We start from the raw sequence: 25,082 nt of genomic DNA on the forward strand, positions 1-25,082 counted from the left end.
GAGAATATTTTGAGAAGTAAAATATTAGTAGTTGCTTTAACATTAATGGTGGTAATATTCTTTGTGGGAGCAAATGTTTATGCAGCTGATTATCCTAATAAGGATATTAAGATAGTTTGTCCTTGGGATGCTGGTGGAGGAACAGATGCAATAAATAGACAGGTTGCTAAAATGGCAGAAGAACATTTACCAGTTTCAATGTATGTAGAAAATATTACCGGTGGAGTAAGCGGAATAGGAGTTTATGAGGTAATGAGTTCAATACCAGATGGTTATACAATTGGTTCATTAACATATGACAGTATAATTACTGTACCGAGACAAAATCTAGTTCCTGGATATAGTTTAGATAAACTAGAATTGATTTGTCGTGTAACTCAGGAAGCAGATTCACTTATGGTAAGTGGAAAATCAAAATGGGAAAGTTTTGAAGAATTTATTGAATCAGCGGAAAAAAATCCGGGTGAGTTAGTAATAGGTATTCAAGGAAAAGGTTCGAGAGTTCATCTGACTGCTTTAAGAATACAGGATTTATTAGGAGTTGAATTCAATTTGATTTCTTACCCATCTGGAGCAGGAGCACAGAAAGAAGCAGTATTGTCTGGCGAAGTAGATGCAGTTATTACAAGTATGGGAGATTTTGCTCCTTTAATTCAATCAGGTCAGGTACGACCTTTAGTTTCCATGGGATCAGGAAGAAATCCACAATTTAATAATGTTCCAACTATGAATGAACTTGGACATGAATTAGAAATGGGAAGTTTTGTAGTATTTGCAGCTCCAGAAGGAACACCAGAAGATAGAGTAAAGATTTTAGAGGAAGCAATTCACAAAGCACATCAGAGTGAAGAATTCCAGACCTGGTTAAAACAGATTGGTGTAGTATCAAGTTGGATGGGAAGAGATGAAATTACAGATTGGGCTAGCAATATGCAGGAAGAGTATTTCTCCATTATGGATGAGTTAGTTGAACAAGGAGTAATTGAACAATAGTATACACACAATAACTTCTAATTATGTATACTCCCCACCTATTATATAATAGGTGGGGAGATAAAGAAGAGGAGGAATTAGATTGAACTTTAAAAAAATCATAAATGGAACAATATTAGTATCAATTATATTCTTTATAATAATTACTGTTTTTTTATTTGAAGCTTTAGAAACTGCACCACCATTAGTAAATGGTAAAATCAGTCCAACTTTTTTTCCAATAATTGTTTTAAGTTTAATGTATTTTGCTGATATAGTTATTTTTATAAAGGGTTTTAAAGAAGAAAAAGGTTTTGATTTTGACTTATCAACTTTAAAACACCCAACATGGGTTGTAATTGTAAGTTTTATTTATATAAATATTTTTAAAGTGATTGGATTTAGTTTATCAACATTTTTGTACGCATTTAGTTTAATTATGATTTTTAATCCTAAAAAAGGCAAAATCAAAGCGGTGGTTGCTGCTTTAATGATAACCGGTACCGTTTATTTATTATTTGAAGTTATTTTTGGAGTTAGACTACCAACAGTACATTTGCCAAAAATTGGAGGGATATATTGATGGACTATATAAGTGGGGTAATTCAAGGATTTTTTGTATTATTGAATCCGGTAATATTTATACATTTAGTTCTGGGATTTTTAATTGGTACTTTTTTTGGAGCAGTACCTGGACTTACTTCTTGTTTAGCAATTGCTTTGCTTTTACCTATAACATATAGCATGGACACTACTGCTGCATTGGTTATGTGTATGTCTATATTTATGTCGGGAATTTATTCTGGTAGTATAACTGCTACAACGATAAACATTCCAGGTGCTCCGTCGGGAATGATGACAGCCATAGAAGGTTATCCTCTAATGAAGAAAGGTGAAGGTGCAAAGGCATTAGGACACGCAGCTTTTGCTTCGATGGTTGGAGGTGCTATTGGAAGTATTTTATTAATAATATTTGTACCTGTAGCTGCTCAGGTATCTTTATTGATTAAAACTCCTGGAAAATTTTCTCTTATATTTTTTGCTCTAGTAGTTATAATATTGGCACAGAGAGGAAAATCGTTTTCTAAAGGAGCTTTGGCAACACTTTTCGGAATACTTATTGGTACAATAGGTATTGATTTGATGGAGCCCGTTGCTCGTCTTACATTTGGAGTTACCAAGTTAACAGGAGGAGTACAACTAATGCCTGTTATTATTGGTACTTTTGCTATAAGTGAACTGCTGCTTCAATCAGAAACTGGAGATAAAAAAATTGCAGAAATAGAAGATGAAAGTATAAAGATTTATAGAAAAGATTTTATCCCAACTTTTAAAGAAATACGCGAGATAGGTGTTTGGAAATATTTAAAGAGTTCTTTAATAGGATTTTTTACTGGTGTTTTGCCCGGAGCCGGTGGCTCTATGGCTGCTTTTGTTTCGTATGCAGAAGCTATAAGATCATCAAAACATCCTGAAAAATTTGGTGGAGAGAGTATTGAAGGTATTGCATGTGCAGAAGCAGCAAATAATGGAATGTGCGGTGGAGCACTTGTACCAATGCTAACATTTGGAATTCCGGGTGATGCCACCAGTGCTATAGTTTTAGGTGTTCTTATAATTAATGGATTAAATCCTGGTCCACAGCTTTTGGAAAATCAGTTTCATTTAATTGCTCCTATGTTTGCAGCTCTTTTTATAAGCGCCATTGTTCTTCTTCCACTAACATTATATATATTTGGACCATATTATATGAAGATAGTGTCTATTAATAAAGGTGTTTTATATTCAAGTATTGCTGCTATTTCTATGGTTGGCGGATATGTATCAACTTATTCTGTGTTTCAAATGGGATTAACACTTTTATTTGGAGTTTTTGCATATTTTTTACGCAAAAATAATTATCCCACTGTATCATTTCTTTTAGGTTATATATTGGGTGGTATGATGGAAGAATTTTTCAGAAGAGCACTTAATTTGAGTCATGGGAATATAATGATATTTTTTACAGAATGGGATAGTATAATATTCTTAGTTTTAACAGTTATCTTTATGTATTTTCTTCTCTTTAAAAAGACACCTCTTGCTAGTGAAGAGGTTTCAGTTAGCAGTGATTAGATATGGGAAATTTAATTTTATTGTTTACAATATTTTAATATATTGCCTTAAATATGAATAAATTTTTGGAATATTTTATAAAGAATTTAACTTTAATAAAACTCATAATGACGAATAGGAGGGCCAGTTTTGAAAAAACAAAACTACGATATTGCAATAATAGGAGGTGGTGTAGTCGGCACTGCCATTGCCAGAGAACTCAGCAGATATAAAACTGATGTATTGCTGATTGAAAAAGAAAATGATGTTGGCCAGGGGGCAAGCAACAGCAACAGTGGAGTGGTTCATTCTGGTTTTACAGCACCAGTCGGATCACTTAAAGCAGATGTATGTATGTACGGCAACAGCCATTTTGAAGAAATCTGCAGTGAACTGGATGTTCCTTATGAAAAAACAGGTAAGCTGGTAGTAGCTGTTGAAGAAAAACAGATTGCTGAACTGTACAATCTGCAGTACATAGGTAGAAAAAATGGAGCAGAACTGTATATAGTTGGTGAAGATTTTATAGAAGAAAAAGAACCGAATATATCCGGTAAAGCAGCTATGTATTCTCCCAACAGTGCGATTACAAGCCCATATGAGCTTACAATAGCCTTTGCAGAGAACGCACACCAAAACGGTGTAGAGATCAGCCTGAATACAAAGGTTGTAGAAATAAGCAAAAAGAATTCCAAATTCTCTGTCAAAACAGACAGGGGAGAAATACTAACAGATTATGTTATCAATTCTGCCGGACTTTATTCAGATGAAATTGCAGCTTTTTCCGGTGAAGATAGATATAAAATATATCCCTGTCGGGGTGAATATTATGTACTGGATAAAAATGCATCAGGACTTATGTCCAGACTTGTCTATCCGGTACCACCAGAAAATGCTGGAGGTTTAGGAATACACCTTACCCCGACTGTAGAGGGAAATATTTTGATAGGACCAAGCAATGAGTATATTGATAGTGTTGATAATGAAGCAACTACAAAAGAAGTAATGGATAAACTGATAAAAGAAGCAAGAGATTTTCTTCCTAAAATAACCAGAGATATGGTAATAAGAAGCTATTCCGGTATCAGAAGCAAAATTGTTCCACCAGAAGTTGGTGGGTTTACAGATTTTGTGATAGAAAAAAGTCCTAAATATGATAACTTTATTAACCTGATTGGAATTGAATCACCGGGACTTACTTCTGCACCGGGTATTGCAAAATATGTTGTAGAGATGATAGATGAAATGGAAAAATTAAGAGAAGATAAAGATTTTAAGAAAACAAGAAAAGGAATAACCAAATTTTATGAACTTCCCGAAGAAAAACAGAAAGAGCTTGCTGAAGACAATCCAAATTACAGAGAAATAGTATGCAGGTGTGAAAATATAACCAAACAGGAAATAATAGATGCTTTAAATAATCCGCTTGGAGTACAGACACTCAAAGGAGTTAAATACAGAGCCAGAGCTACTATGGGAAGATGTCAGGGAGGCTACTGTATGGCCAGAATAATAAAGATCATGCAGGATGAATTTGATATGGATCTGGAAGAAATTAAGCTGGAAGGCAATAACTCCAATCTGTTTGCTGGACAGGCAAAGGGGTGGGGATAAAATGATGAAAAAAGAACTTGTAATCATAGGAGCAGGACCGGCAGGATTAGCAGCCGCACTTGCTGCATATGAGGATGGAATTGAAGATATATTAATTATTGAAAGAGAAGAGAGACCGGGTGGAATCTTAAATCAGTGTATTCACGATGGTTTTGGTCTGCACAAATTTAAGGAAGTGCTGACAGGACCTGAATATGCACACCGCTATATAGATAAAGTTAGAGAAAAAGAATTAGAAATTATGACAAATACTATTGTAACAGAATTAACAGATGAAAAAGAATTAAAAGCATTTAACGAAAATGACGGTATTCTCCACATAAAAGCAGAAGCTGTAATTTTAGCAATGGGAAGTAGAGAAAGAACAGCTGGTGGAATAAGCCTGCCAGGTGACAGACCTTCAGGTATATATACAGCAGGACTGGCACAGAATCTAATGAATCTGCAGAATATACAGGTTGGCAAGAAAATTGTTATTCTGGGTTCTGGCGACATAGGTTTAATTATGGCAAGAAGGCTGACACTGGAGGGTGCTGATGTTAAAGCAGTACTCGAGATTATGCCTTATTCAAATGGATTAAGGAGAAATATTAACCAGTGTCTTGTTGATTATAATATCCCCTTAAAACTAAGTCAGACTGTAATAGATGTTAAAGGTGAAGACAGACTTGAGTCAGTTACTGCAGCAGAGGTTGATGAATCATTTAATCCAATTGAAGGTACAGAATATGAAATAGAATGTGATACTTTAATTCTTTCTGTTGGACTTATTCCCGAAAATGAGCTTTCTAAAAAGGCAAATGTTCAATTAGATGACACAACAGGTGGAGCAGTGGTGAAAGATAACCTGGAAACAAATGTTGACGGAATATTTTCCTGTGGAAATGTTCTTCATGTACATGATCTGGTGGACTTTGTTTCTGATGAAGCAGAAAAAGCTGGTAAAGCAGCAGCTGAATATATTAAAAAAGGCCACAAATTGAACAAAGATAATATTTTTGTGGAAGCCGGAAGTGGAATAGGATATGTAATACCACAGGTTATTTCTAAAGAAAAAGATCAGATATTTTCTATGCGGGTTAGAAAACCGGATAATGAGAAAACTATAAAAATTGCAGCCGATGGAAAAATTCTTCATGAAGAGAATTTTGAAAAAGTAAATCCATCGGAAATGATAAAGATAAAAGTCAGCAGTGAAAAATTTAAACCACTGGAAAAATCAACGATAAAGGTGGTGGCTGAATAATGACAGAAGAAAAAGATATTTCCTGTATATTATGTCCAAATGGATGTGATATAAAAATAAAATACCTGGATGATGAGATAATAGAAATTGAAGGTGCACTGTGTCCAAAGGGTAATGATTATGCAAAACAGGAAATTAAAAATCCAATGCGGACACTGACTTCTTCAGTGATGGTTGAAGGCGGGGATACTTCTCTTGTAAGTGTAAAGACTGATAAACCAGTTCCATTAGAAAAAGTAATGGATATTATGGATGTAATTGATGACCTGAGAGTAAAAGCCCCTGTTTCAGTAGGAGATGTTATTTTAGATTCTCCTGCTGGATTAGACTGCAGTATTGTTGCTACAAGAGAAGTTAAAATAAATATATAGATAATAATAATTAATAATATTTCTGGAGGTGCAGTTTGCTTAAACATAAAAGAAAATTAGGATTAATAATCGGAATAGTGACTGCAGTAATTATAGCAAATGGTAATTTTGATGGACTATCAGCTGAAGGGTCAGGTTTAAATCCACTTGTACCTGCTTTACTGGTTTAATATAAAGATATTTAATCCTGCTGGAATTTTCTGGCAGGATATTTATTTAAAGAAATATTCTAATCTGCTTGACTTATGTATGATGCTATGATATTATTGGTGAAAATAAATTGTTCTTTAAATTAGTCCAGAGAGGCTAGTAAGGAAAAATATAGACAAAATTCCCTTCTTACTTGCCGTAAGAAGATTTTTTATTTAAATTTTTATTTAAAACTTAATATTATTTCCCTTTAAATCAGTCCAGAGAGACTGAAAAGGAGATATTTAAGAGCAAGGTAATATTTCGCCCTGCCAATTTAACTTCTTATCAGTTTATCTGGTGAGGAGTTTTTTTATTTCTAAAATATTTTAGCAGGAGGCTGATAATGAAGAAAGCTAGGCTTGTTTTAGAAGATGGCAGTATTTTTAAAGGCAGCATATTTGGAGCAGAAAATGAAGCAGCTGGTGAAGTGGTCTTTAATACCAGTATGACAGGATATCAGGAAATATTAACCGATCCCTCATACAAAGGTGAGATAGTCTGTATGACATATCCGCTGATTGGAAATTATGGTATAAATAAAGACGACTTTGAATCTTCAAGACCACATTTAAATGGGTTTATTGTCAGGGAGTTTGCTGAAAATCCTGAAAATTGGAGAAGTAGAGAAAAGTTAAATGATTATCTGGTTAATAACAATATAACAGCAATCAGCGGTATTGATACAAGAGCACTTACGAAAATACTTCGCAGCCGGGGAACAATGAGAGGAATTATAACGGCTGAACAAGAAACGGAAAATAAGTTAATAGAGAAAGCTAAGAATGTTCTCGGTCTTTCTGGAAGAGATCTGGTTTCACTGGTCAGCAGCAAAGATGTGCAGAAATATGGCAGTAATAATAAATACAGAGTAGTATTAATCGACTGTGGAGCAAAAGATAATATTAAAAATTCACTTTTGAAGCGTGACTGTGAAGTTATAGTTGTACCGGCAGATATGTCTGCTGCTGAAATATTAGCATACAGAGCAGATGGGGTAATGATTTCCAATGGGCCTGGTGATCCGGATGATGCAGATTATGCTGCAGAAACAATAAAAAAACTGCTTGGAAAGCTGCCGCTGTTTGGAATCTGTCTCGGCCATCAGCTTTTGGGAAAAGCCTGTGGGGCGAAAACCTTTAGATTGAAATTTGGACACCGTGGAGCAAATCATCCTGTTAAAGATTTCAAAACAAATAAAGTTTATATAACTTCTCAAAATCATGGATTTGCACTTGATGATAAATCACTTTCAGAACTTGATTTAAATTTAACACATGTAAATGTTAATGACGGTACTGTTGAGGGTATTGAACACAAAAAGTATCCAGCTTTTTCGGTACAATATCATCCGGAGGCTTCACCTGGCCCGGAAGATTCGCATTATTTATTTGATCAATTTATAGAAATGTTTGATTAAAGATAATAAAACAGCACAATAGGAGGAAAATATGCCGCTGAGAAAAGATATCAAAAAGGTAATGGTTATTGGTTCAGGTCCAATTATTATTGGTCAGGCAGCAGAATTTGATTATTCGGGAAGTCAGGCCTGTCGTGCTTTAAAAGAAGAGGGTATTGAAGTTGTACTCATAAATAGTAATCCAGCAACAATTATGACAGATGAAAACATGGCAGATCGAGTATATATTGAACCTTTAACTCTGGAGAGTATTACAGAGATTATAAAAAAAGAAAAACCGGATGGGTTGATTCCAACTTTAGGTGGTCAGATTGCTTTAAATCTGGCAATTAATCTGGCAGAAACAGGTATATTAGAAGAGTTAAATGTAGAGCTTTTGGGAACTCCGATTTCCACAATAGAAAAAGCAGAAGATAGGAATACCTTTAAAGAATTGATGAATCAGATTGGAGAACCAGTACTGGAAAGTAGAACCGCTGAAAATATTGAGCAGGCTGCTGAAACTGCAGCTCGAATTGGCTATCCTGTGATTGTTAGACCTGCCTATACAATGGGAGGAACAGGTGGTGGAGTAGCAGAGAATTTAGAAGAGTTAAAAGAAATTGCTGTACGGGGATTTAAACACAGTTTAATTGGACAAATTTTGATAGAAAAAAGTATTAAAGGCTGGAAAGAAATTGAATATGAAGTTATGCGGGATGCCGGTGATAACTGTATAGTTGTCTGTAATATGGAGAATTTTGATCCGGTTGGAGTACATACCGGTGACAGTATAGTTGCTGCTCCCAGTCAGACTTTAACAGACAAAGAATATCAGATGTTTAGAAGTTCAGCCCTGAAAATAATAAAAGCTTTAGGAATTGAAGGTGGCTGTAATGTTCAGTATGCACTGGATCCAGAAAGCTTTCAGTATTATATAATAGAGGTTAATCCCAGAGTAAGCCGCTCCAGTGCACTTGCATCTAAAGCAACAGGATATCCAATTGCAAAAGTGTCGGCTAAGATTGCTTTGGGATACAGGCTGGATGAAATAAAGAATGCGGTGACAGGTGAAACTACAGCCTGCTTTGAGCCAGCCCTGGATTATGTGGTATTTAAGATTCCACGCTGGCCTTTTGATAAATTCCATTATGCTGATCGAAAACTTGGAACTCAGATGAAGGCCACAGGTGAAGTTATGGCACTGGAAAGAAGTCTGGAAGCCTCTATGCTGAAGGCAGTCAGATCAATGGAGATTGGCTGCAGTGGTCTTTATATAGAAGAAAGTAAAGATTTAAGTGATAAGGATATCAGAGAACTTCTCAAAAAAGCAGATGACAGCAGATTGTTTATTATAGCTGAAGCTATGCGCAGAGGTTGGACTGTAGAAGAAGTATTTCAGATAACTGAAATAAGCACATTTTTTCTTAATAAAATAAAAAATATAATTGATATAGAAAAAGAGTTAAATAAAGTTAATAGTGAAGGACCTGACAGACAGCTGCTGAAAAAAGCAAAAGAAAAGGGTTTTTCGGATAGAGAGATCGGTATTTTTACCGGGAATACAGAAGCGAAAATTAAAAACATTAGAGAAAAGTATAAACTAAAACCAGTTTACAAAATGGTTGACACATGTGCGGCAGAGTTTGAAGCAGAAACACCTTATTATTATTCATCTTACGAAGAATATAATGAAGCAGAAGCAGCTGCGGAGAAAAAAGTAATTGTTCTTGGTTCTGGGCCTATTCGAATTGGTCAGGGTATAGAATTTGATTACTGCAGTGTCCACTCGGCCTGGGCACTTGCTGAAGCTGGATACGAATCTATCATTGTAAATAACAATCCAGAAACTGTAAGCACTGATTTTGATACTTCAGATAGATTATATTTTGAATCACTTACAAAAGAAGATATTATACACATTGTAGATAACGAAAAGCCAGAAGGGGTAATTGTCCAGTTTGGGGGTCAGACAGCAGTAAATTTGAGTAAAGATCTGGCAGATGAAGGGGTTAATATACTTGGCACACCAATAAATTCAATCGATCTGGCAGAAGATAGAGAACGATTTATTAAATTGTTAAAGAAAATCAATATTCCCGTTCCAGATGGCAGGATGGCACTGTCGCTGAATGAAGCAGAAAAAATTGCCAAAGAAATAGAATACCCGGTACTGGTTAGACCCTCTTATGTGCTCGGTGGGAGAGCTATGGAAGTTGTATATAATAAAAATGAATTAAAAGAATATATGGCAAATGCAGTTAAAGTTTCTGCAGACCGGCCGGTATTAATTGATAAGTACTTAATAGGAAATGAAATTGAAGTTGATGCAGTCTCTGATGGTGAAACGGTTATAATTCCAGGTATAATGGAACATATAGAAAAAGCTGGGGTTCACTCTGGAGATAGTATAGCTGTTTATCCTCCACAAAAACTTTCTGAAGAATTAAAAGAAAAGGTGTCCGAATATACCATCAAACTTGCAAAAGAATTAAAAATAAAAGGTGTATTAAATATTCAGTATGTTGTCAGCAATAATAAGGTATATGTAATAGAAGTTAATCCTCGCTCAAGCAGAACAATTCCCTATTTGAGCAAAGTTACTGGTGTACCAATGATAGAGCTTGCCACAAAAGCTATTCTGGGCCATAAATTAAAAAATATGGGCTGGAACAGTGGAATTATTCCTGAAAAACCCCATACAGCTGTAAAAGTTCCGGTCTTTTCGTTTTCCAAACTTGCCAGGGTTGACACCAATTTAGGTCCAGAGATGAAATCCACGGGAGAAGTTTTGGGACTGGCAGAAGATTATGAGACAGCATTATATAAAGGTTTAACAGCAGCAGGAATAGAAATTCCTCAAAAAGGAAAAATACTTGCCACAATTGCAGATAGTGATAAAAAAGAATCTTTAAATTATATTAAAGAATTTGTTGAACTTGGATTTGCGGTAGCTGCAACTGAAGGAACAGCAGCTGTGCTTAAAGAAGAAGGTATTAAAGTTGAAGATATCAAGAAGATATCTGAGGGATCACCGAACTCTGTTGAAAAAATATTTGCCGATGAAATAGACCTGGTAATAAATACGATGACAAAGGGGAAAATACCGGAAAGAGATGGATTTAAAATCAGGCGGGCGGCAGCAGAAATGGGAATTCCATGTCTTACATCACTGGATACTGCAGCAGCAATGCTTAGAGTATTAAAGACTATCAATTCAGAAGAAAAGATTGAGTACAGAGCACTACAGGATTATAATTAAAGCAAAATAAATTTTTATAATTATGAATAAAATCCTCTGTTAAATAATATTCCTAATGCTGAATAATATTTTTATCTTCAATATAATTTAAAAAATGTAACTTTATAATTAAAAATGTAACTTTATAATTAAATATGAAAATATCTCTTCAAACTATCTTTATTAATAAAAATAATCATAAAACCCAATAACAGCAGGAAAAGCCCCAGTCCTGTCAGCAGGTTTAATTTTTCTTTGAGAAGAAACACTCCCAGCAGAGTTGCTGTAAGAGGCTCTGCAATTGTTAAAGTAACACTTGTTTCTGCAGAAGAATATTCCAGTCCTTTTGTATAAAGGAAAAAAGGCAGAGATGCTGTTATTAATCCAAGGAATAAAACGATTGGCAGACCACTGCTGCTGTAAGCCCAGCTGAAGTCAAATATAAAAAATAGGGGCAGGTAAAGCAGTGAAGCAGTCAGAAAAATATAGCTGATAGATGTTAAAGGGCTATTATTGCCTGACTGTTTTTTATTAAAAAGTGAAAACAGTGAATATGATAAACCTGCTCCTAGAGCGAGTAAAATTCCACTGAGATTAATATTAATTTCACTATTTGAAAAAAGAAGCAGACAGCCAATAATTGAAAGCAGTGTAGCAGCAAACCATTTTTTTTCTGGAGTTTTTTTAACAAATATTAGTTTAATAAGCCCTGCAAATACAGGTGCACTTGTTATGCTGACAGCTGTGCCTACAGCCACTCCGGATTTTTTTACAGCAAAAAAGAAAAAAGGCTGATAGAAGGCAAGAGATAGACCAGCCAGAAGGATATTTTTCCTGGATGAAAGAACTGTAAAATTGCTGCTGTTTTTATTTAAAAAATTTATTATTATAAAAAAGAAAGTTCCAGCTGTAATGCGCATTATACCGACAGAAAAGGGTGAAGTGTCAAGTGGTGCAAAATAAAGGACAGTGCCGGTTGTTCCCCATAAAATAGCTGCTGATAATATGTATAAATAGCTTTTATGTTCTTTTGACATAGATATCATTACCTTCCTGAAGCAGTAAAATATATTATTTAAGAAAGTTTTTTGTCAGCAATCATTTTCATTTATTATATAGTCAGAGATTTTCTTTGTCAATTAAATAGACTTTCCCCATTTTTTATATACTGCTGCAAAAAGGGGAGATGCAGGAATATTGAAATTTTTAGTCAATGAATCTTAACGAAATGAAGGAAGAAATAGGGTTGAACTGCAGGATGGAGTGAGCTAATCATGAGTCAGGAGGACTCATTGATTAGTGTGCCCTATTTCACACCCGAATTGAGTCTTAGATAAATCTAAAAATTTCGTTGATGACTAAAGCCCCCTTTTTGCAGCTTGAAAATAAATTTTGGGGAAACTCCTTAACATTAACAGCAGTTCTATCCAGATTGATTTTAGAGTTATGTTTTTATATGTCGGAAGTAGAAAAAAGTATAAAAAAAGAAAAGCCCTCTTATTAAGAGGGTATAAAGATTCAAACTGGATATTTATATATAATAATAAATTTTTACTTTTCTATTTCCTGTACAGCCATCTGTACAGGATCCCATGGACTGCTAAGAGGTGGGGTATAACTTAAATCTAATTGATTAAAATCATTTGTTTTCATTTTATTGAAGATAGCTGCTGCAAAAATATCAATCCTTTTTGCAATTTCTGCATTTTTATTTCCCATTATCTGTGCACCCAATATCCTTCTGCTATCAGAATCAATGATAACTTCAGTATACATTTTATATACAGGTGGATAATAAACTTTATGATCCCAGCTTTCTAGTAATTTAGTTTTTACATTAAATCCATTTTTTACTGCTTCTTCCTCACTTAAACCTGTTCTTGCTATTACAAGATCAAATAACTTGATTGATTGGGTACCAATAACACCTGCAAATTCTTTATCCAGACCGCAAATATTGTCTCCAATAATCCTTCCATGTTTATGTGCTACTGTTCCAAGTGCATAATAAGTATATTTATCTGTAATATTGTTTAAAGTTTCTGCACAATCTCCTCCAGCATAAATATCTTCAATACTGGTCTGCATTTTTCTGTTAACTTTGTAAGCTCCTTTAATTCCTCTTTTTAATCCTATATCTTTTCCCAGCTTAGTATTTGCCTCTGTTCCAACTGAAGCAGCAATGGTATCAACCTTTTCTTTCAGGCTGTTATTTCCAGTGACAATTAATTTGTCCCCTTCTTTTTCTATTTTTTTAACAGCTGTAGATGTAATAACTTTTACACCATTTTTTTCTAACTCATTTTTAACCATATCTCTAAAATTTCTATTAACTGTTGTAAGTACATTATCAAAAAATTCAACAATAGTTACATTTAATCCTCTTTTAACCAAAGCTTCTGCCATCTCAAGTCCAACATAACCACCACCAATTATTAAAGCATCTTTTACTTTATTAGATTCCAGATATCTATTAAAATTAATAGCATCTTCCATCCACCTCATAAAAAAGACCCCCGGAAGACCCAGGCCTTCAATCTTTGGAATTATATTTTTACCACCAGTACCTAAAACAAGTTTATTATAAAATATTTTCTTTCTATTATCTTTTTTATCTTTTTCTTTTATTAAAATATATTTTTCCTGGTGGTTAATATTTGTAACTTCTGTATTCAGCAAAAGTTCAATTCCTTTATTTCTTATATCGTCCTCTTTCCTATGTGCCAGATTCTGCCAGCATTTAACTTCTCCACTAATATAAAAGGGTATTCCGCAAATGCTAAAATTGGGGAAATTATTGTTTGTTATGACAAGTGGCTTTATGTTTTTATTGAGTTCTCTAATTCTTAAAGCAGTACTAATTCCCAGATCACTACCACCGATAATAACTACTTCTTTTTCCATTTTTTCATCTCCTTAGATTACTATTTTAAAATTATTTGCATGTAATTTACCTTATTAATATATCTTTATTATATCACGACAGCAACAGCTTAAAATATTCTTAAAGTTAATTTTATGTTAAAAAACTCCTGTATTAAGTGTCAAACTACTAAAAGAAATTGGAAGCAAAGATTTGGTCTGAGAAGTACAAACCGTCTAAAAGTCACAATCCTGTCTGTGAATGAGTTTACAGCATAAAACAAAGTTTTGTCGAATTTTGTTTAAACTATTGATATAATCGGTTTAGAATAGTATAATTTTAAATAATGAAAGATTAATTTCTAAATTAAATAAACTTAAAAAACTATTTTTACAAGTTAGATTATATTTTAATAAACTTTGAGAGCCCTGGGCTGAGAATTTTCTTGGCCCAAATTTTATTTATATAATTTTTAAAGCTCTTTTTATTTCTCGATTACCCAAAATGATACAGACTGTATCATTAAAGTCAAGTACTATTTCTTTTGGGAGGAGAAGAGTTGATGTTCAAGTTTTACTATGCAAAAAGAAGAGATTATAAATTCACCTGCTGTTGCTAGATTGTGATTTAATTATAATAAAAGCAATAGAAGTTAATAATATTACTAAAAATATATGAGGAACTAAAAATAAATAAAGATAAAAATGATTCTCAAAAATAAACTAACTTAGGAGAGATAAGAATGGACTATGGAATCTGGAGCATTTTACCCCCACTAATTGCAATTATTCTTGCTGTGGCAACGAAACAGGTATTTATTTCACTGTTTTTGGGTATTTTTTCAGGAGAGATGATTATTCACGAATGGCAGTTTTTTATATCACTTAATGCTTCTTTAAATGAGATTGTAGGTGTTTTTGCTGAAGAATGGATAACTAAAACAATTATTTTTTCATTTCTGGTTGGCGGCTTAATAACTGTAATATCTGCTTCTGGTGGAGTTAGAGGTTTTATTGAATATCTTACTGAAAAGAAAAATTTGGTTAAAAATAAAAAAGGGGCCCTTCTTTTGGCTTATGTGATAGGACTTGTGATTTTTATAGAGTCTTCTATTACCATTCTGGTTTCTGGTACTGTAGCCAGACCGCTGACAGATAGGTTTAATGTCTCGAGAGAAAAGCTTGCCTATGTTTGTGATTCAACTTCTGCTCCTGTTTGTGCCCTTATACCACTTAATGGCTGGGGAGCTATGCTGATGGGAGTTATTGGTGTACAGGTTTCTAAAGGTTTTATAGAAGGAAATCCTGCTGGTATTTTAGTAAAGTCAATTCCATTTCAGTTTTATAGTTTTTTTGCTATTCTGGCAGTTGCTTATTACATATTTACAGAAAAAGATTGGGGTCCAATGGCTGTGGCAGAAAATAGAGCTAGAGAGACCGGAAAAGTTCTTCGTGATGGAGCAACACCTATGGTTTCTGAAGAAGCAACATCTACTCCTCCTAAAAAAGGTGCAGAAAACAATATGTGGAATATGATTTTGCCTATGATTGTTTTAATTGTTATGATGCCGATCAGTCTTTATATTACAGGTAATGGAAATATTCTTAAGGGATCTGGCTCTACCTCTGTTTTTTGGGCAGTACTTGCTTCGATTAGTTTTGCTGGATTTTTATACATTGTTAAAGGTATTATGAATTTAAAAGAATATATAGATTATGTTTATCAGGGAATAGGCGCTATTGTTCCTGTTGCTATTTTGCTTATTTCGGCTTTTGCAATAGGAAATGTAATAGGCCAACTGGAGACAGGTCAGTATATGGCAAGTTTAGTTGAAGGCAGAATTAGTGGCGGCTTTGGTCCTGCAATATTATTTATACTTTCTGCACTTATGGCTTTTTCTACTGGTACAAGCTGGGGAACATTTGGTATTATGATTCCAATTGGTATTCAAATGGCAGTTGCAATGGGGGCTCCTTTGTATCCAACTATTGGGGCAGTTATATCTGGAGGAATTATGGGAGACCACTGCTCGCCTATTTCTGATACAACAATTATGGCTTCTATGGCTTCTGCTTCAGACCATATTGACCATGTTAATACTCAGCTTCCGTATGCTCTTTTAAATGGTGTATTAGCCCTTATACTTTATTTAACAGTCGGTTTTATAATGTAACTAAAAATTTCGTTGATGACTAAAGCCCCCTTTTTGCAGCTTGAAAATAAATTTTGGGGAAACTCCTAAAAAAGGTAATGTTTGACATGGACGAATCTATTGTAGGTTCAGAACTTGGTTTTTTCCCTATCCAATTACATAAGCTGGAAAGATTATCGGATAAATATGATGTGAATCTTTATATAAATCCTGTCGAGAAATTGCAGGATTTTTGTATTTTTTTACTAAAGAAGGAGGAGTTTAGCATCTGATTGAAGAATATTATTTACTATCAATAACTTTATTGGGAGGGGATAGTTATGTTTTGTCCTGAATGTGGAGAAGAGATAGGGGAAAATCATAAGTTCTGTGGAAGCTGTGGTCACAAATTAGTGGAAGATGAACATCAGCTGACAGTTAGTACAAAGGTTGATGAAGAAGCAAACAGGTTAAATCAAGATAAGTATTCACCGAAAAGCAGTTCATCTAACTGGAATTGGCCGGCTTTTTTATTTGGGCCATTCTGGTATTTATATAAAGGTATGGTCAAGAAGGCAGTTTTGATTTTTATAATCGGCAGTGTTACAGCTTATGTAATTCCAGGAATTGGAGCACTTGCAGTCTGGCTTTATTGTGGTTTTAAGGGGAATGATGATCTGGAAAAACACCTTGCTAAAAAATATAACTAATGAGTATAAGTTATTATGTGATTTTTTTTAATTTATAATAATGATGTTTTAATTTTTTATATAAAAAGGAATGATAACTATCAAAAAAGACATTAAAGGGTTAAGAGCTGAAGAATACGAACATCCGCTGGATAGAAAAGCTCTTGAGAAACTAAAAAACACACCGGGACTGGAAACACTTGTCCGCAAATTTAATAAATACAGTATGGATAAAATTCTGAAGGTGAGCCACACAGGCAGTAATGTAAGAATTACCGAAAAAATGTTTCCTGAACTTTATAAATTATTCCAGGAGTCATGTCAGCGTCTTGATATGGATTATCATCCTGATTTATATATTATTCAGGAACCTAAAATTAATGCATTTGCGGCAGGTGTGGAAGAACCAATAGTAGTAATAACAAGTGGAGCCTATGATTTACTCGATAGAGATGAATTAATATTTATACTCGGTCATGAGCTTGGACATGTAAAAAGTGAGCATGTGCTATATCATCAGATGGCTTCATATTTGCCCTATATTGGTAATATAATCGGATCTGCCACATTAGGACTAGGCAGTCTAATTTCAACAAGTTTAGAGCTGGCACTTTTAAACTGGAAGAGAAAGTCTGAGTTCACATCTGATAGGGCCGGCTTGCTCTGCTGTCAGAATTTTACCAGTGTTATAACATCACTGATGAAAATGGGTGGAGCTCCTCCAGAAGTTTTTGATCGACTTGATCATAATGCTTTTCTCCAGCAGGCAAGAGAATTTGAAGGTTTTGATGAAGATAATTTTGATAAATTTGCTAAGATTTTTAGTGTAATGTTTGCAACACATCCGTGGACAGTAATGAGGGCAGCAGAAATAGAGAACTGGTATAATTATGGAAGATATGGTGACATATTGGTCAGAAAAATAGAATCAGGAGGAACACCCTTTGAAGAGCCGCTTTATTTAGAAGGAGATAATGATCAGCTTAATTTCTGCACCAAATGTGGGAGCAGAATTAATAAAGATATGAAATTTTGTACTAAATGTGGTAGTGAAATTGTTAGAGGTGGAAAATGATGGCAGATAAAAATTTTTGTACCAATTGTGGCAATACATTAAACAGTGATGATATTTTTTGTGGAAGATGTGGTCAGCCAGTTGATGAAGAAGGAAATCAAACTGAAACAAACAGTATTAATAAAACAGTAGTATCTAATAATATAGATGAAGAAAGATACAAACGTGTAAAATCTGATAGATTAAAATTTCCCAAAAAAGTGGGATACTTAATTACAGGCATAATTTCTTTTATAATACTATTTTTTGTAATTGGTTCTGCTTATATTCTGGCAGATAATGGTACCATCTATAGATCTAATTTTTTTGTTTTTCTGATCAGCAGATATAGTTTCTTTTATATATCAGCAGGTGTTTCTTTATTTGTAATATCTTTTTTTCATCTGAAGCTCAATATGCAAATTTTTTTAAAAGAAAGGATGAGTTTTAAGGATTTTTTATTGAAAAAATATGGTTTGTTTTCAAATCTGCAGAATTATGCAAAAACATACTTTATATTTTATCTGATAAGTGCATTTTTGTTTGCAGCATTTATGCTGGTATTATTGACCATTCCAGGAACTGTAACACCTTTAATTTTGATGATTTTACTGGCAGCAGCATTTTTTTATTTCAACAGCCGTTTTGTTTTTTCGTTGCTTTTGGTGCTGGATCAGAACAAAAATACCAGCAGTTCTTTCCGAAAAAGCTATAAACTTACAGAAGGGAAAATAGTAGATTATGCTGGAATAATTATCGCTATTTTTATAATAAATTATTTTGCAGCTAAAACTTATATGCTTGGATATATTATTACTTTTCCGCTTTCTTTTTATCTTCTGACAAAAGTATATTATGATTTAAAAGAATCAAAATCTTAATTTGAAATTATTTAAAATTCTGCTGGATTAATTCCGCAGGATTTTTTGCTTGCTTAATTTATTAAAAAATGGGTAAAAAATAGTTAAAACAGGAAAATTATATTAAATTGTTTTTGATAATAACAGCAAACAAATTATTAATTTATAACTGGACTTTCCCCATTTTTTATATACTGCTGCAAAAAGGGGAGATGCAGGAATATTGAAATTTTTAGTCAATGAATCTTAACGAAATGAAGGAAGAAATAGGGTTGAACTGCAGGATGGAGTGAGCTAATCATGAGTCAGGAGGACTCATTGATTAGTGTGCCCTATTTCACACCCGAATTGAGTTTTAGATAAATCTAAAAATTTCGTTGATGACTAAAGCCCCTTTTTGCAGCTTGAAAATAAATTTTGGGGAAACTCCTGTTAATTTATAACAATTGTAAGTAGATAAATCTTTTGTTATAATAAAAAACAAAACTAAAATTTAGTAGGTAGGAGGAATAAGATGAATTTTAATGTAATTCAAGCATTTAGTATTGTTTTGTTGATTCTGGCAGTTGGAGAGTTTGTGTCAATGAAGACAAAAGCAATGATTCCCTCTGTTTTTGTCTCAGCAGTATTATTTTTAATTGGTTTCTGGACAATTTTGCCTGGTGATGTGGTGGCACAGAGTTCATTTGCACAGCCGGTTGTTTATTTATCAATGTATCTTCTTTTAACTCATATGGGTACTCTAATGAGTTTAAAAGAACTTCTGGCCCAGTGGAAGACAGTTGTAATAGCCCTAGGTGGTATAGCAGGAATTATTGCCCTTACTTTAACTATAGGTAATTTTCTATTTGGCTGGGAAAAAGTTGTTGCAGCAACTCCACCACTTACCGGAGGTGTGGTTGCCTCTATTTTGATGTCTACAGCGGCAGCAGAAAAAGGTCTTACTTCAACTGCTGTTTTAGCAACGGCAATGTATGTTATGCAGGGATTTTTTGGTTATCCCATTACAGCTTATCTGCTCAAAAAAGAAGCAAATCGACTTGCAGATAAAGTAAGAAGGGGAGAGGTTGAAGTTGAAGAGGAAAACAAGGAATCATTGAAGGAAGAAAAGAGCAAATTTAGAATTATCCCTCCTCTTCCAGAAAAATATCAGACTACATATATTATTTTAGTTAAACTTGGTATTGTGGCCGCTCTGGCAGTAGCAGCAGCCCCAGTTCTTCACCTTAATGAATTTGTTGTCTGCATGTTATTTGGAGTTATTGGAAGAGAGATTGGATTTTTAGAAGAGCAGGCTTTAGTCAAAGCTGGTTCTTTTGGGTTTTTAATGACTGTATTGATGGCCTTTATATTTGCCGGTCTTTCTGATGCGACACCTTCAATGCTGACAGAAATTTCAGTTCCCCTATTTGGAATAATAATATTGGGTATTTCCGGTATGGCTCTGATGTCAATGATAATTGGTAAAGCTTTTGGTTATACAAAAGAAATGGCTATTTCTATTGCAATGACAGCCTTATATGGTTTTCCACCAAACTATATTTTAACAGTAGAATCATCCAGAGCAGCTACAGAAAATGATGAGGAATATCAGTATGCAGTAGATGAGATGCTTCCCAAGATGCTGGTTGGCGGATTTACCACAGTTACAATTGCATCTGTAATTATTGCTGGTTTCTTTGTCAAACTGCTGTAAATTTCTGATGTATTAATTTAATAAAAGTAATTATAAGTTTAAAGTGTTGATATATAACAGTTTGAGTAAATAATTGTTTTAAGAAAGGAGAAAAAGCATAAATGTTAACAAATCTGGAAAGAATTATAAATGATATTGAGACACTCAGTCAGTTTAATTCTACTCCTGGAAAAGGGCTCACCCGATTTTCTTTAACAAAAGCTGACCGAGGAGCTAGAGATTATTTAAAAGGTGAGCTGAAAAAAATTGGCTTAAAAGTGTATGAAGATCCTGCTGGCAGTATTGTCGGCAGACGAGAAGGGACAGACAAAGAAGCACCTGTAGTTATGATAGGTTCTCACTTTGATTCGGTAAAAAATGGTGGTAATTTTGATGGCCCAGCTGGTGTGGTAATGGCACTTGAAATTATGAGGGTTCTTGAAGAGAATAATGTAAAAACAAAACACCCTGTAGAATTTATAGCTATGATAGAAGAAGAAGGAGGCAGATTTGGTTCAGGAGTTTTTGGAAGTCGGGCTATGGCCGGCAGAGTAAGTTATGAAGACCTGCTAAATAATAAAGATGCTGATGGAATAACAATGGCTGAGGCATTTGAAGAATTTGGATTTAATCCAGAAGAGATAGAAAAAGCAAAAAGAGATCCCGAAAAACTTAAAGCCTTTATTGAACTACATATAGAACAGGGGCCGGTTTTAGAAAAAGAAGGAAAAGATGTTGGACTGGTAAGTTTCATTGTGGGAATCAATCAGATTCGAGTTAAGGTAAAAGGAAGACCTGATCATGCAGGAACAACTCCTATGGATATGCGTAAAGATGCTCTTTCTTCTGCCTCAGAGGTGATTGCTCAGATCAAAGATTTTGCAGTTAAAGCAGGCAGTGGTACAGTTGCTACAGTTGGAACATTAAATATAAAACCAGGTGCAGCAAATATAGTTCCCGAAGAAGCTTTGTTTTCAGTTGATATAAGGTCCAAAAAACTGGACTGTATAAAAGAAGTTCGTGCTAAAATTGATAGTGCACTTTCAGAAATCAAAAGAAAATATGGTGTAGAATATTATGTTGAAGATATGCTTATGGTTGAACCAGTTGAACTTTCAAAAGAAATATTAGATATTTTTAAAGAAGTATCTGAAGATAAAGGTCTTGCATATAAAGAAATGATCAGTGGAGCAGGGCATGATGCTATGATTATGGCCGGTCTGACAGATGTTGGCCTGGTATTTGTTCCCAGTAAAGATGGAAGAAGTCACTGTCCTGAAGAGTGGACAGATTATGAAGATTTACAAAAAGGTATAGAACTTATTTATCATACGGTTCTGAAGGTGGGAGATAAAAAATGAGTAATGTAAAAAGTCTTGCAGAAAAATATCATCAATATAATGTTTCGATGAGAAGAGAATTCCATATGCATCCAGAACCGAGCATGAAAGAAGAAAGAACCTGTCAGAGGATTATTGAAGAGTTAAAAAAAATCGGATTAGAAGCGAAAAAAATGGCAGGAACAGGAGTAATATGTGAAATAAAAGGTAATAAAGGTACAGGGCAGGGTAAAAAAGTTGCTTTGAGAGCAGATATGGATGCATTAGAACTTGAGGAAGCAAATGACATAGAATATAAATCTCAGAATGAAGGCTTAATGCATGGATGTGGTCATGATGGACATTCAGCCAGCCTTTTGACTGCGGCAAAAATTTTGAATGACCTTAAAGAAGAATTTACAGGAACTGTAAAATTAATTTTCCAGCCAGGTGAGGAAATAGCTGCCGGGGCAAAGAAAATGGTAAAAGAAGGTGCTGTCAGGGATGTAGATGGTATATTTGGTCTGCATATCTGGAATGATCTAGAAAGTGGAAAAATATCGGTGGAAGCTGGCCCAAGGATGGCGTCTGTTAATCAGTTTATTATTCGCATAAAAGGAAAAGGTGGTCATGGTTCAATGCCGCATCAGGGTGTTGACCCTATAATGGCAGGTGCAGCAGCAGTCATGAATTTACAGACTATTGTCAGCCGTGAACTAAGCCCTATGGAGCCCTCTGTACTCAGTGTAGATATTTTTAATTCCGGTTCAAAAGGTAATATTCTTCCCGAAAAATCATATCTGGAAGGAACAACCAGATGCTTCAGCAAAGAGATTAATCAGAAATTTGAAGATATAATAAGAAGAGTTGTTAAAGAAACTGCAGAAAGTTACCGCGCCAGTGCAGAACTTGAATACAGAAAATTAACTTTACCTACAATTAATGATGAGAAAATGTCAGAAATAGGAGAAAAAGCGGCTGTAAAAATTTTAGGAAAAGATTCAGCTGTAAAATTGGATAAAACAACTGGTGGAGAAGATTTTTCATTTTTTGCAGCTGAAGTTCCTGCAGCTTTTGCTTTTGTAGGATCCAGAAATGAGGAAAAGGGAATTAGCTCTCCACATCATCACCCAGAATTTAATATAGATGAAGATTCTCTAAAAATAGCTGCTGGATTATATGCACAATTTGCTTTGGATTTTTTAAATAATGGGGGGCAGAATAATGGTTAAATACAAAGAAATATTAGAAAAACAGGAGGATTATGTTCTTAATTTGAGAAGAGAGTTCCATATGTATCCAGAAAAGAGCTGGGAAGAAGAAAAAACTTCCAGAAGAATAAAAGAAGAATTAGAAAAAATGGGTATTGAATATGAAGAATATGCTGAAACGGGAGTTGCTGCTTTTATTGCAGGCGGCAAAAGTGGGAAAACAGTTGCCCTGCGTGCAGATATGGATGCTTTAGAAATAAAGGAAGAAAATGATGTGGAATATAAATCAAAAAATGAAGGCATAATGCATGCATGTGGTCATGATGGTCATACTGCAATGCTTCTTGGTGCAGCAAGAGCTCTGTCAGAAATAAAAGAAGAATTAACGGGAAATGTAAAACTTATTTTTCAGCCTGCTGAAGAGATGGTGCAGGGAGCTGCTAAAATGGTTGAAGAAGGAGTTTTAAAAGATGTGGATGGAATTATGGGTATTCACCTCTGGGCCAATCTTCCTACAGGAACTATTAATATTCAGGCAGGTCCCAGAATGGCATCCGGAGATTATGTATATATAGATTTTATCGGGAAAGGTGGTCATGGATCGATGCCCCACCAGGGAATTGATCCAATAGTTATTGCTTCCTCATTTATTTTGGACTCACAGGCAATTTTGAGTAGAGAAATCAATCCTTTAGACCCGGTAGTATTTACTCTTGGCAAAATGAAATCTGGCAGCAGATTTAATGTAATTCCCGAAAAAGCATCAGTAGAAGGTACTTTGAGGTGTTTTAGAGAAGAGACAAGAAAACAGGCCGGTGAAGCAATTAGAAGATATGCAGAAAAAACAGCCAGAAGTTATAGGGGGCAGGCTGATGTTAACATAGAAAAAGGAACCCCACCAACAATAAATGATAGGAAATGTACTGAAATTGGCCGTTCGGCTGCCAAAAAAGTTGTTTCAGAAGCAGAATTAGTTGATATGGATAAAACGACCGGCAGTGAAGATATGGCATATTATTTAAGAGAAGTTCCTGGTGTTATAGCTTTTGTTGGGGCAGGTTTTGAAGATGAAGAAAAAAATTATCCTCATCATAATGCCAGGTTTAATATTAATGAGGAAAGTCTTAAAATAGGGACAGGTCTTTATTTTAATTTTGTGCTGGAATTTCTGGAAAAATATTAAATTCTGTGATCTTCTGCTGCCGCTTTTAGAAATTAAAGCAGACTATTACAGAAATGAACTGCCCAGTACTGAACGGTATGCTGTGTGGTGATGTGAGAGGTAGGGAAATAAACTAATTATTTCCCTACCTCTCAATTTTGATGTACTAAAATATAATAATTGTATTAAAATCAATTCAAACAAATAAATTTAAACAAAATAGCAGAGAAGCGATATTTTTGCTTATGCTCTCACCTGTTTTCTGCTTTATCTTCCACAGCATTTTTTATATTTTTTACCACTGCCGCAGGGGCAGGGATCATTACGCCCCACTTTTTCCTCGGCTCTGATAATTGTCCCATCACTGTTGCGGAAATATTCGTCAGTTTCATCTGCAGTTTTAAAGTTTTCTCCTGCAGACTGATTAAAAAGATCGGAAAAGATGTTATTCTTTCTGGCATCTTTTTGTTTTTTTAGATTATCCTGATAAATTTTAAGCCTTTCTCTTTTTTTACCATGGATTGTACCCAGAATAATTAGAGTCTCTAATAAATATTCAGGCATATTTTGAATCTTTTCACCTGCCAGATAATCATAGCCAATCTTACTGCCAATTTCCTGCAGAGTCAAAACAAACATTTCATGAAAATCAAGAATTCCATTTTCCCAGTATTCTATTGTTTTTTCCGCTGCCTGATCGGTAGCAAACTGCTCTAAACCACTGCTGACAAAAATATGGGTAGTTGAGTCACCGGCTTCCAATCCTTCTATTAAAGTTTCAAAAGAATAGCCATCAATCTTTTCTAAGGCTTTGACTGCATCCCCACAGATAATATCTCCCTTGCTTCTTTTGATTTTTTCAGCATTTCTTGATAATTATTATCCTCTAAAACTACTATTGACGCTCCTCGGGGCAAGCCCACGAGGATTCCTTATTCATAGAACCTAGCCTTTTTACAGTTAATCTCACAAATCTTTCTTTTGTAGCAGAT

Annotated in this window: 20 protein-coding genes; 17 read left to right on the forward strand and 3 right to left on the reverse strand. The window is 34.5% G+C overall.

Going from position 1 to position 25,082, the window contains the following annotated elements:
• The first annotated feature begins 9 nt into the window (after positions 1-9).
• The 9 genes from DFR78_RS08895 to carB all read left to right on the forward strand — a co-directional run bounded on the left by DFR78_RS08895 (position 10) and on the right by carB (position 11,147).
• Entirely contained in the window at positions 10-993 is a 984-nt protein-coding gene (locus DFR78_RS08895; RefSeq protein WP_199505593.1) for a tripartite tricarboxylate transporter substrate binding protein, read from the forward strand.
• An 82-nt stretch (positions 994-1,075) separates the two neighbouring features.
• A complete protein-coding gene (locus DFR78_RS08900; protein WP_158531747.1) occupies positions 1,076-1,555 on the forward strand; it encodes a tripartite tricarboxylate transporter TctB family protein in 480 nt (159 codons plus the stop codon).
• On the forward strand, positions 1,555-3,087 hold the full coding sequence (locus DFR78_RS08905; RefSeq protein WP_114458492.1) for a tripartite tricarboxylate transporter permease: 1,533 nt from the start codon (positions 1,555-1,557) through the stop codon (positions 3,085-3,087). The genes DFR78_RS08900 and DFR78_RS08905 overlap by 1 nt, the downstream gene beginning before the upstream one ends.
• Positions 3,088-3,216: 129 nt before the next feature.
• Positions 3,217-4,680 (forward strand): NAD(P)/FAD-dependent oxidoreductase, encoded by a 1,464-nt coding sequence (locus tag DFR78_RS08910; protein ID WP_114458493.1) that lies wholly within the window; start codon positions 3,217-3,219, stop codon positions 4,678-4,680.
• 1 nt (position 4,681) lies between these two features.
• Positions 4,682-5,926, forward strand: a complete 1,245-nt coding sequence (locus tag DFR78_RS08915) for an NAD(P)/FAD-dependent oxidoreductase (RefSeq protein WP_114458494.1) — start codon at positions 4,682-4,684, stop codon at positions 5,924-5,926.
• A complete protein-coding gene (locus DFR78_RS08920; RefSeq protein ID WP_114458495.1) occupies positions 5,926-6,297 on the forward strand; it encodes a DUF1667 domain-containing protein in 372 nt (123 codons plus the stop codon). Before DFR78_RS08915 ends, DFR78_RS08920 begins: the two co-directional genes overlap by 1 nt.
• Before the next feature lie 35 nt (positions 6,298-6,332).
• A complete protein-coding gene (locus tag DFR78_RS12310; RefSeq protein ID WP_255416538.1) occupies positions 6,333-6,467 on the forward strand; it encodes a hypothetical protein in 135 nt (44 codons plus the stop codon).
• A 365-nt stretch (positions 6,468-6,832) separates the two neighbouring features.
• On the forward strand, positions 6,833-7,906 hold the full coding sequence (carA, locus tag DFR78_RS08925; protein WP_114458496.1) for a glutamine-hydrolyzing carbamoyl-phosphate synthase small subunit: 1,074 nt from the start codon (positions 6,833-6,835) through the stop codon (positions 7,904-7,906).
• Between the two features lie 31 nt (positions 7,907-7,937).
• On the forward strand, positions 7,938-11,147 hold the full coding sequence (carB, locus tag DFR78_RS08930; RefSeq protein ID WP_114458497.1) for a carbamoyl-phosphate synthase large subunit: 3,210 nt from the start codon (positions 7,938-7,940) through the stop codon (positions 11,145-11,147).
• A gap of 128 nt (positions 11,148-11,275) precedes the next feature.
• Here the strand turns inward: carB and DFR78_RS08935 are convergent, their stop codons facing one another.
• Entirely contained in the window at positions 11,276-12,163 is an 888-nt protein-coding gene (locus DFR78_RS08935) for a DMT family transporter (RefSeq protein WP_158531748.1), read from the reverse strand.
• A 514-nt stretch (positions 12,164-12,677) separates the two neighbouring features.
• Positions 12,678-14,030, reverse strand: a complete 1,353-nt coding sequence (locus tag DFR78_RS08940; RefSeq protein ID WP_114458499.1) for an FAD-dependent oxidoreductase — start codon at positions 14,028-14,030, stop codon at positions 12,678-12,680.
• Positions 14,031-14,731: 701 nt separating this feature from the next.
• On the opposite strand from DFR78_RS08940, the gene DFR78_RS08945 reads away from it, so the two are divergent.
• The 8 genes from DFR78_RS08945 to DFR78_RS08985 all read left to right on the forward strand — a co-directional run bounded on the left by DFR78_RS08945 (position 14,732) and on the right by DFR78_RS08985 (position 24,111).
• Positions 14,732-16,162: a Na+/H+ antiporter NhaC family protein gene (locus DFR78_RS08945; RefSeq protein WP_114458500.1), complete on the forward strand. Its 1,431-nt coding sequence runs from the start codon at positions 14,732-14,734 to the stop codon at positions 16,160-16,162.
• A gap of 299 nt (positions 16,163-16,461) precedes the next feature.
• Positions 16,462-16,830 carry a zinc-ribbon domain-containing protein gene (locus DFR78_RS08955; protein WP_114458509.1) on the forward strand — a complete coding sequence of 123 codons (369 nt, stop codon included), beginning with the start codon at positions 16,462-16,464 and terminating at the stop codon, positions 16,828-16,830.
• A 70-nt stretch (positions 16,831-16,900) separates the two neighbouring features.
• The gene (locus DFR78_RS08960; protein ID WP_114458502.1) at positions 16,901-17,884 is read left to right on the forward strand and encodes a M48 family metallopeptidase; all 984 of its coding nucleotides are present in this window, start codon (positions 16,901-16,903) and stop codon (positions 17,882-17,884) included.
• Positions 17,884-18,744, forward strand: a complete 861-nt coding sequence (locus DFR78_RS08965) for a zinc-ribbon domain-containing protein (protein ID WP_158531749.1) — start codon at positions 17,884-17,886, stop codon at positions 18,742-18,744. Before DFR78_RS08960 ends, DFR78_RS08965 begins: the two co-directional genes overlap by 1 nt.
• Positions 18,745-19,237: 493 nt before the next feature.
• Positions 19,238-20,419: a hypothetical protein gene (locus tag DFR78_RS08970; RefSeq protein ID WP_114458504.1), complete on the forward strand. Its 1,182-nt coding sequence runs from the start codon at positions 19,238-19,240 to the stop codon at positions 20,417-20,419.
• Between the two features lie 101 nt (positions 20,420-20,520).
• Complete coding sequence (locus DFR78_RS08975; protein WP_114458505.1) at positions 20,521-21,759, forward strand: M20 family metallo-hydrolase; 1,239 nt, start codon at positions 20,521-20,523, stop codon at positions 21,757-21,759.
• A complete protein-coding gene (locus DFR78_RS08980; protein WP_114458506.1) occupies positions 21,756-22,949 on the forward strand; it encodes a M20 family metallopeptidase in 1,194 nt (397 codons plus the stop codon). The genes DFR78_RS08975 and DFR78_RS08980 overlap by 4 nt, the downstream gene beginning before the upstream one ends.
• On the forward strand, positions 22,942-24,111 hold the full coding sequence (locus DFR78_RS08985) for a M20 family metallopeptidase (protein ID WP_114458507.1): 1,170 nt from the start codon (positions 22,942-22,944) through the stop codon (positions 24,109-24,111). The genes DFR78_RS08980 and DFR78_RS08985 overlap by 8 nt, the downstream gene beginning before the upstream one ends.
• Positions 24,112-24,357: 246 nt before the next feature.
• Here the strand turns inward: DFR78_RS08985 and DFR78_RS12345 are convergent, their stop codons facing one another.
• Positions 24,358-24,852 carry a YecA family protein gene (locus DFR78_RS12345; protein WP_305037530.1) on the reverse strand — a complete coding sequence of 165 codons (495 nt, stop codon included), beginning with the start codon at positions 24,850-24,852 and terminating at the stop codon, positions 24,358-24,360.
• Positions 24,853-25,082 lie beyond the last annotated feature (230 nt).

Source organism: Halanaerobium sp. MA284_MarDTE_T2, assembly GCF_003337245.1.
GTDB lineage: Bacteria > Bacillota > Halanaerobiia > Halanaerobiales > Halanaerobiaceae > QPJE01.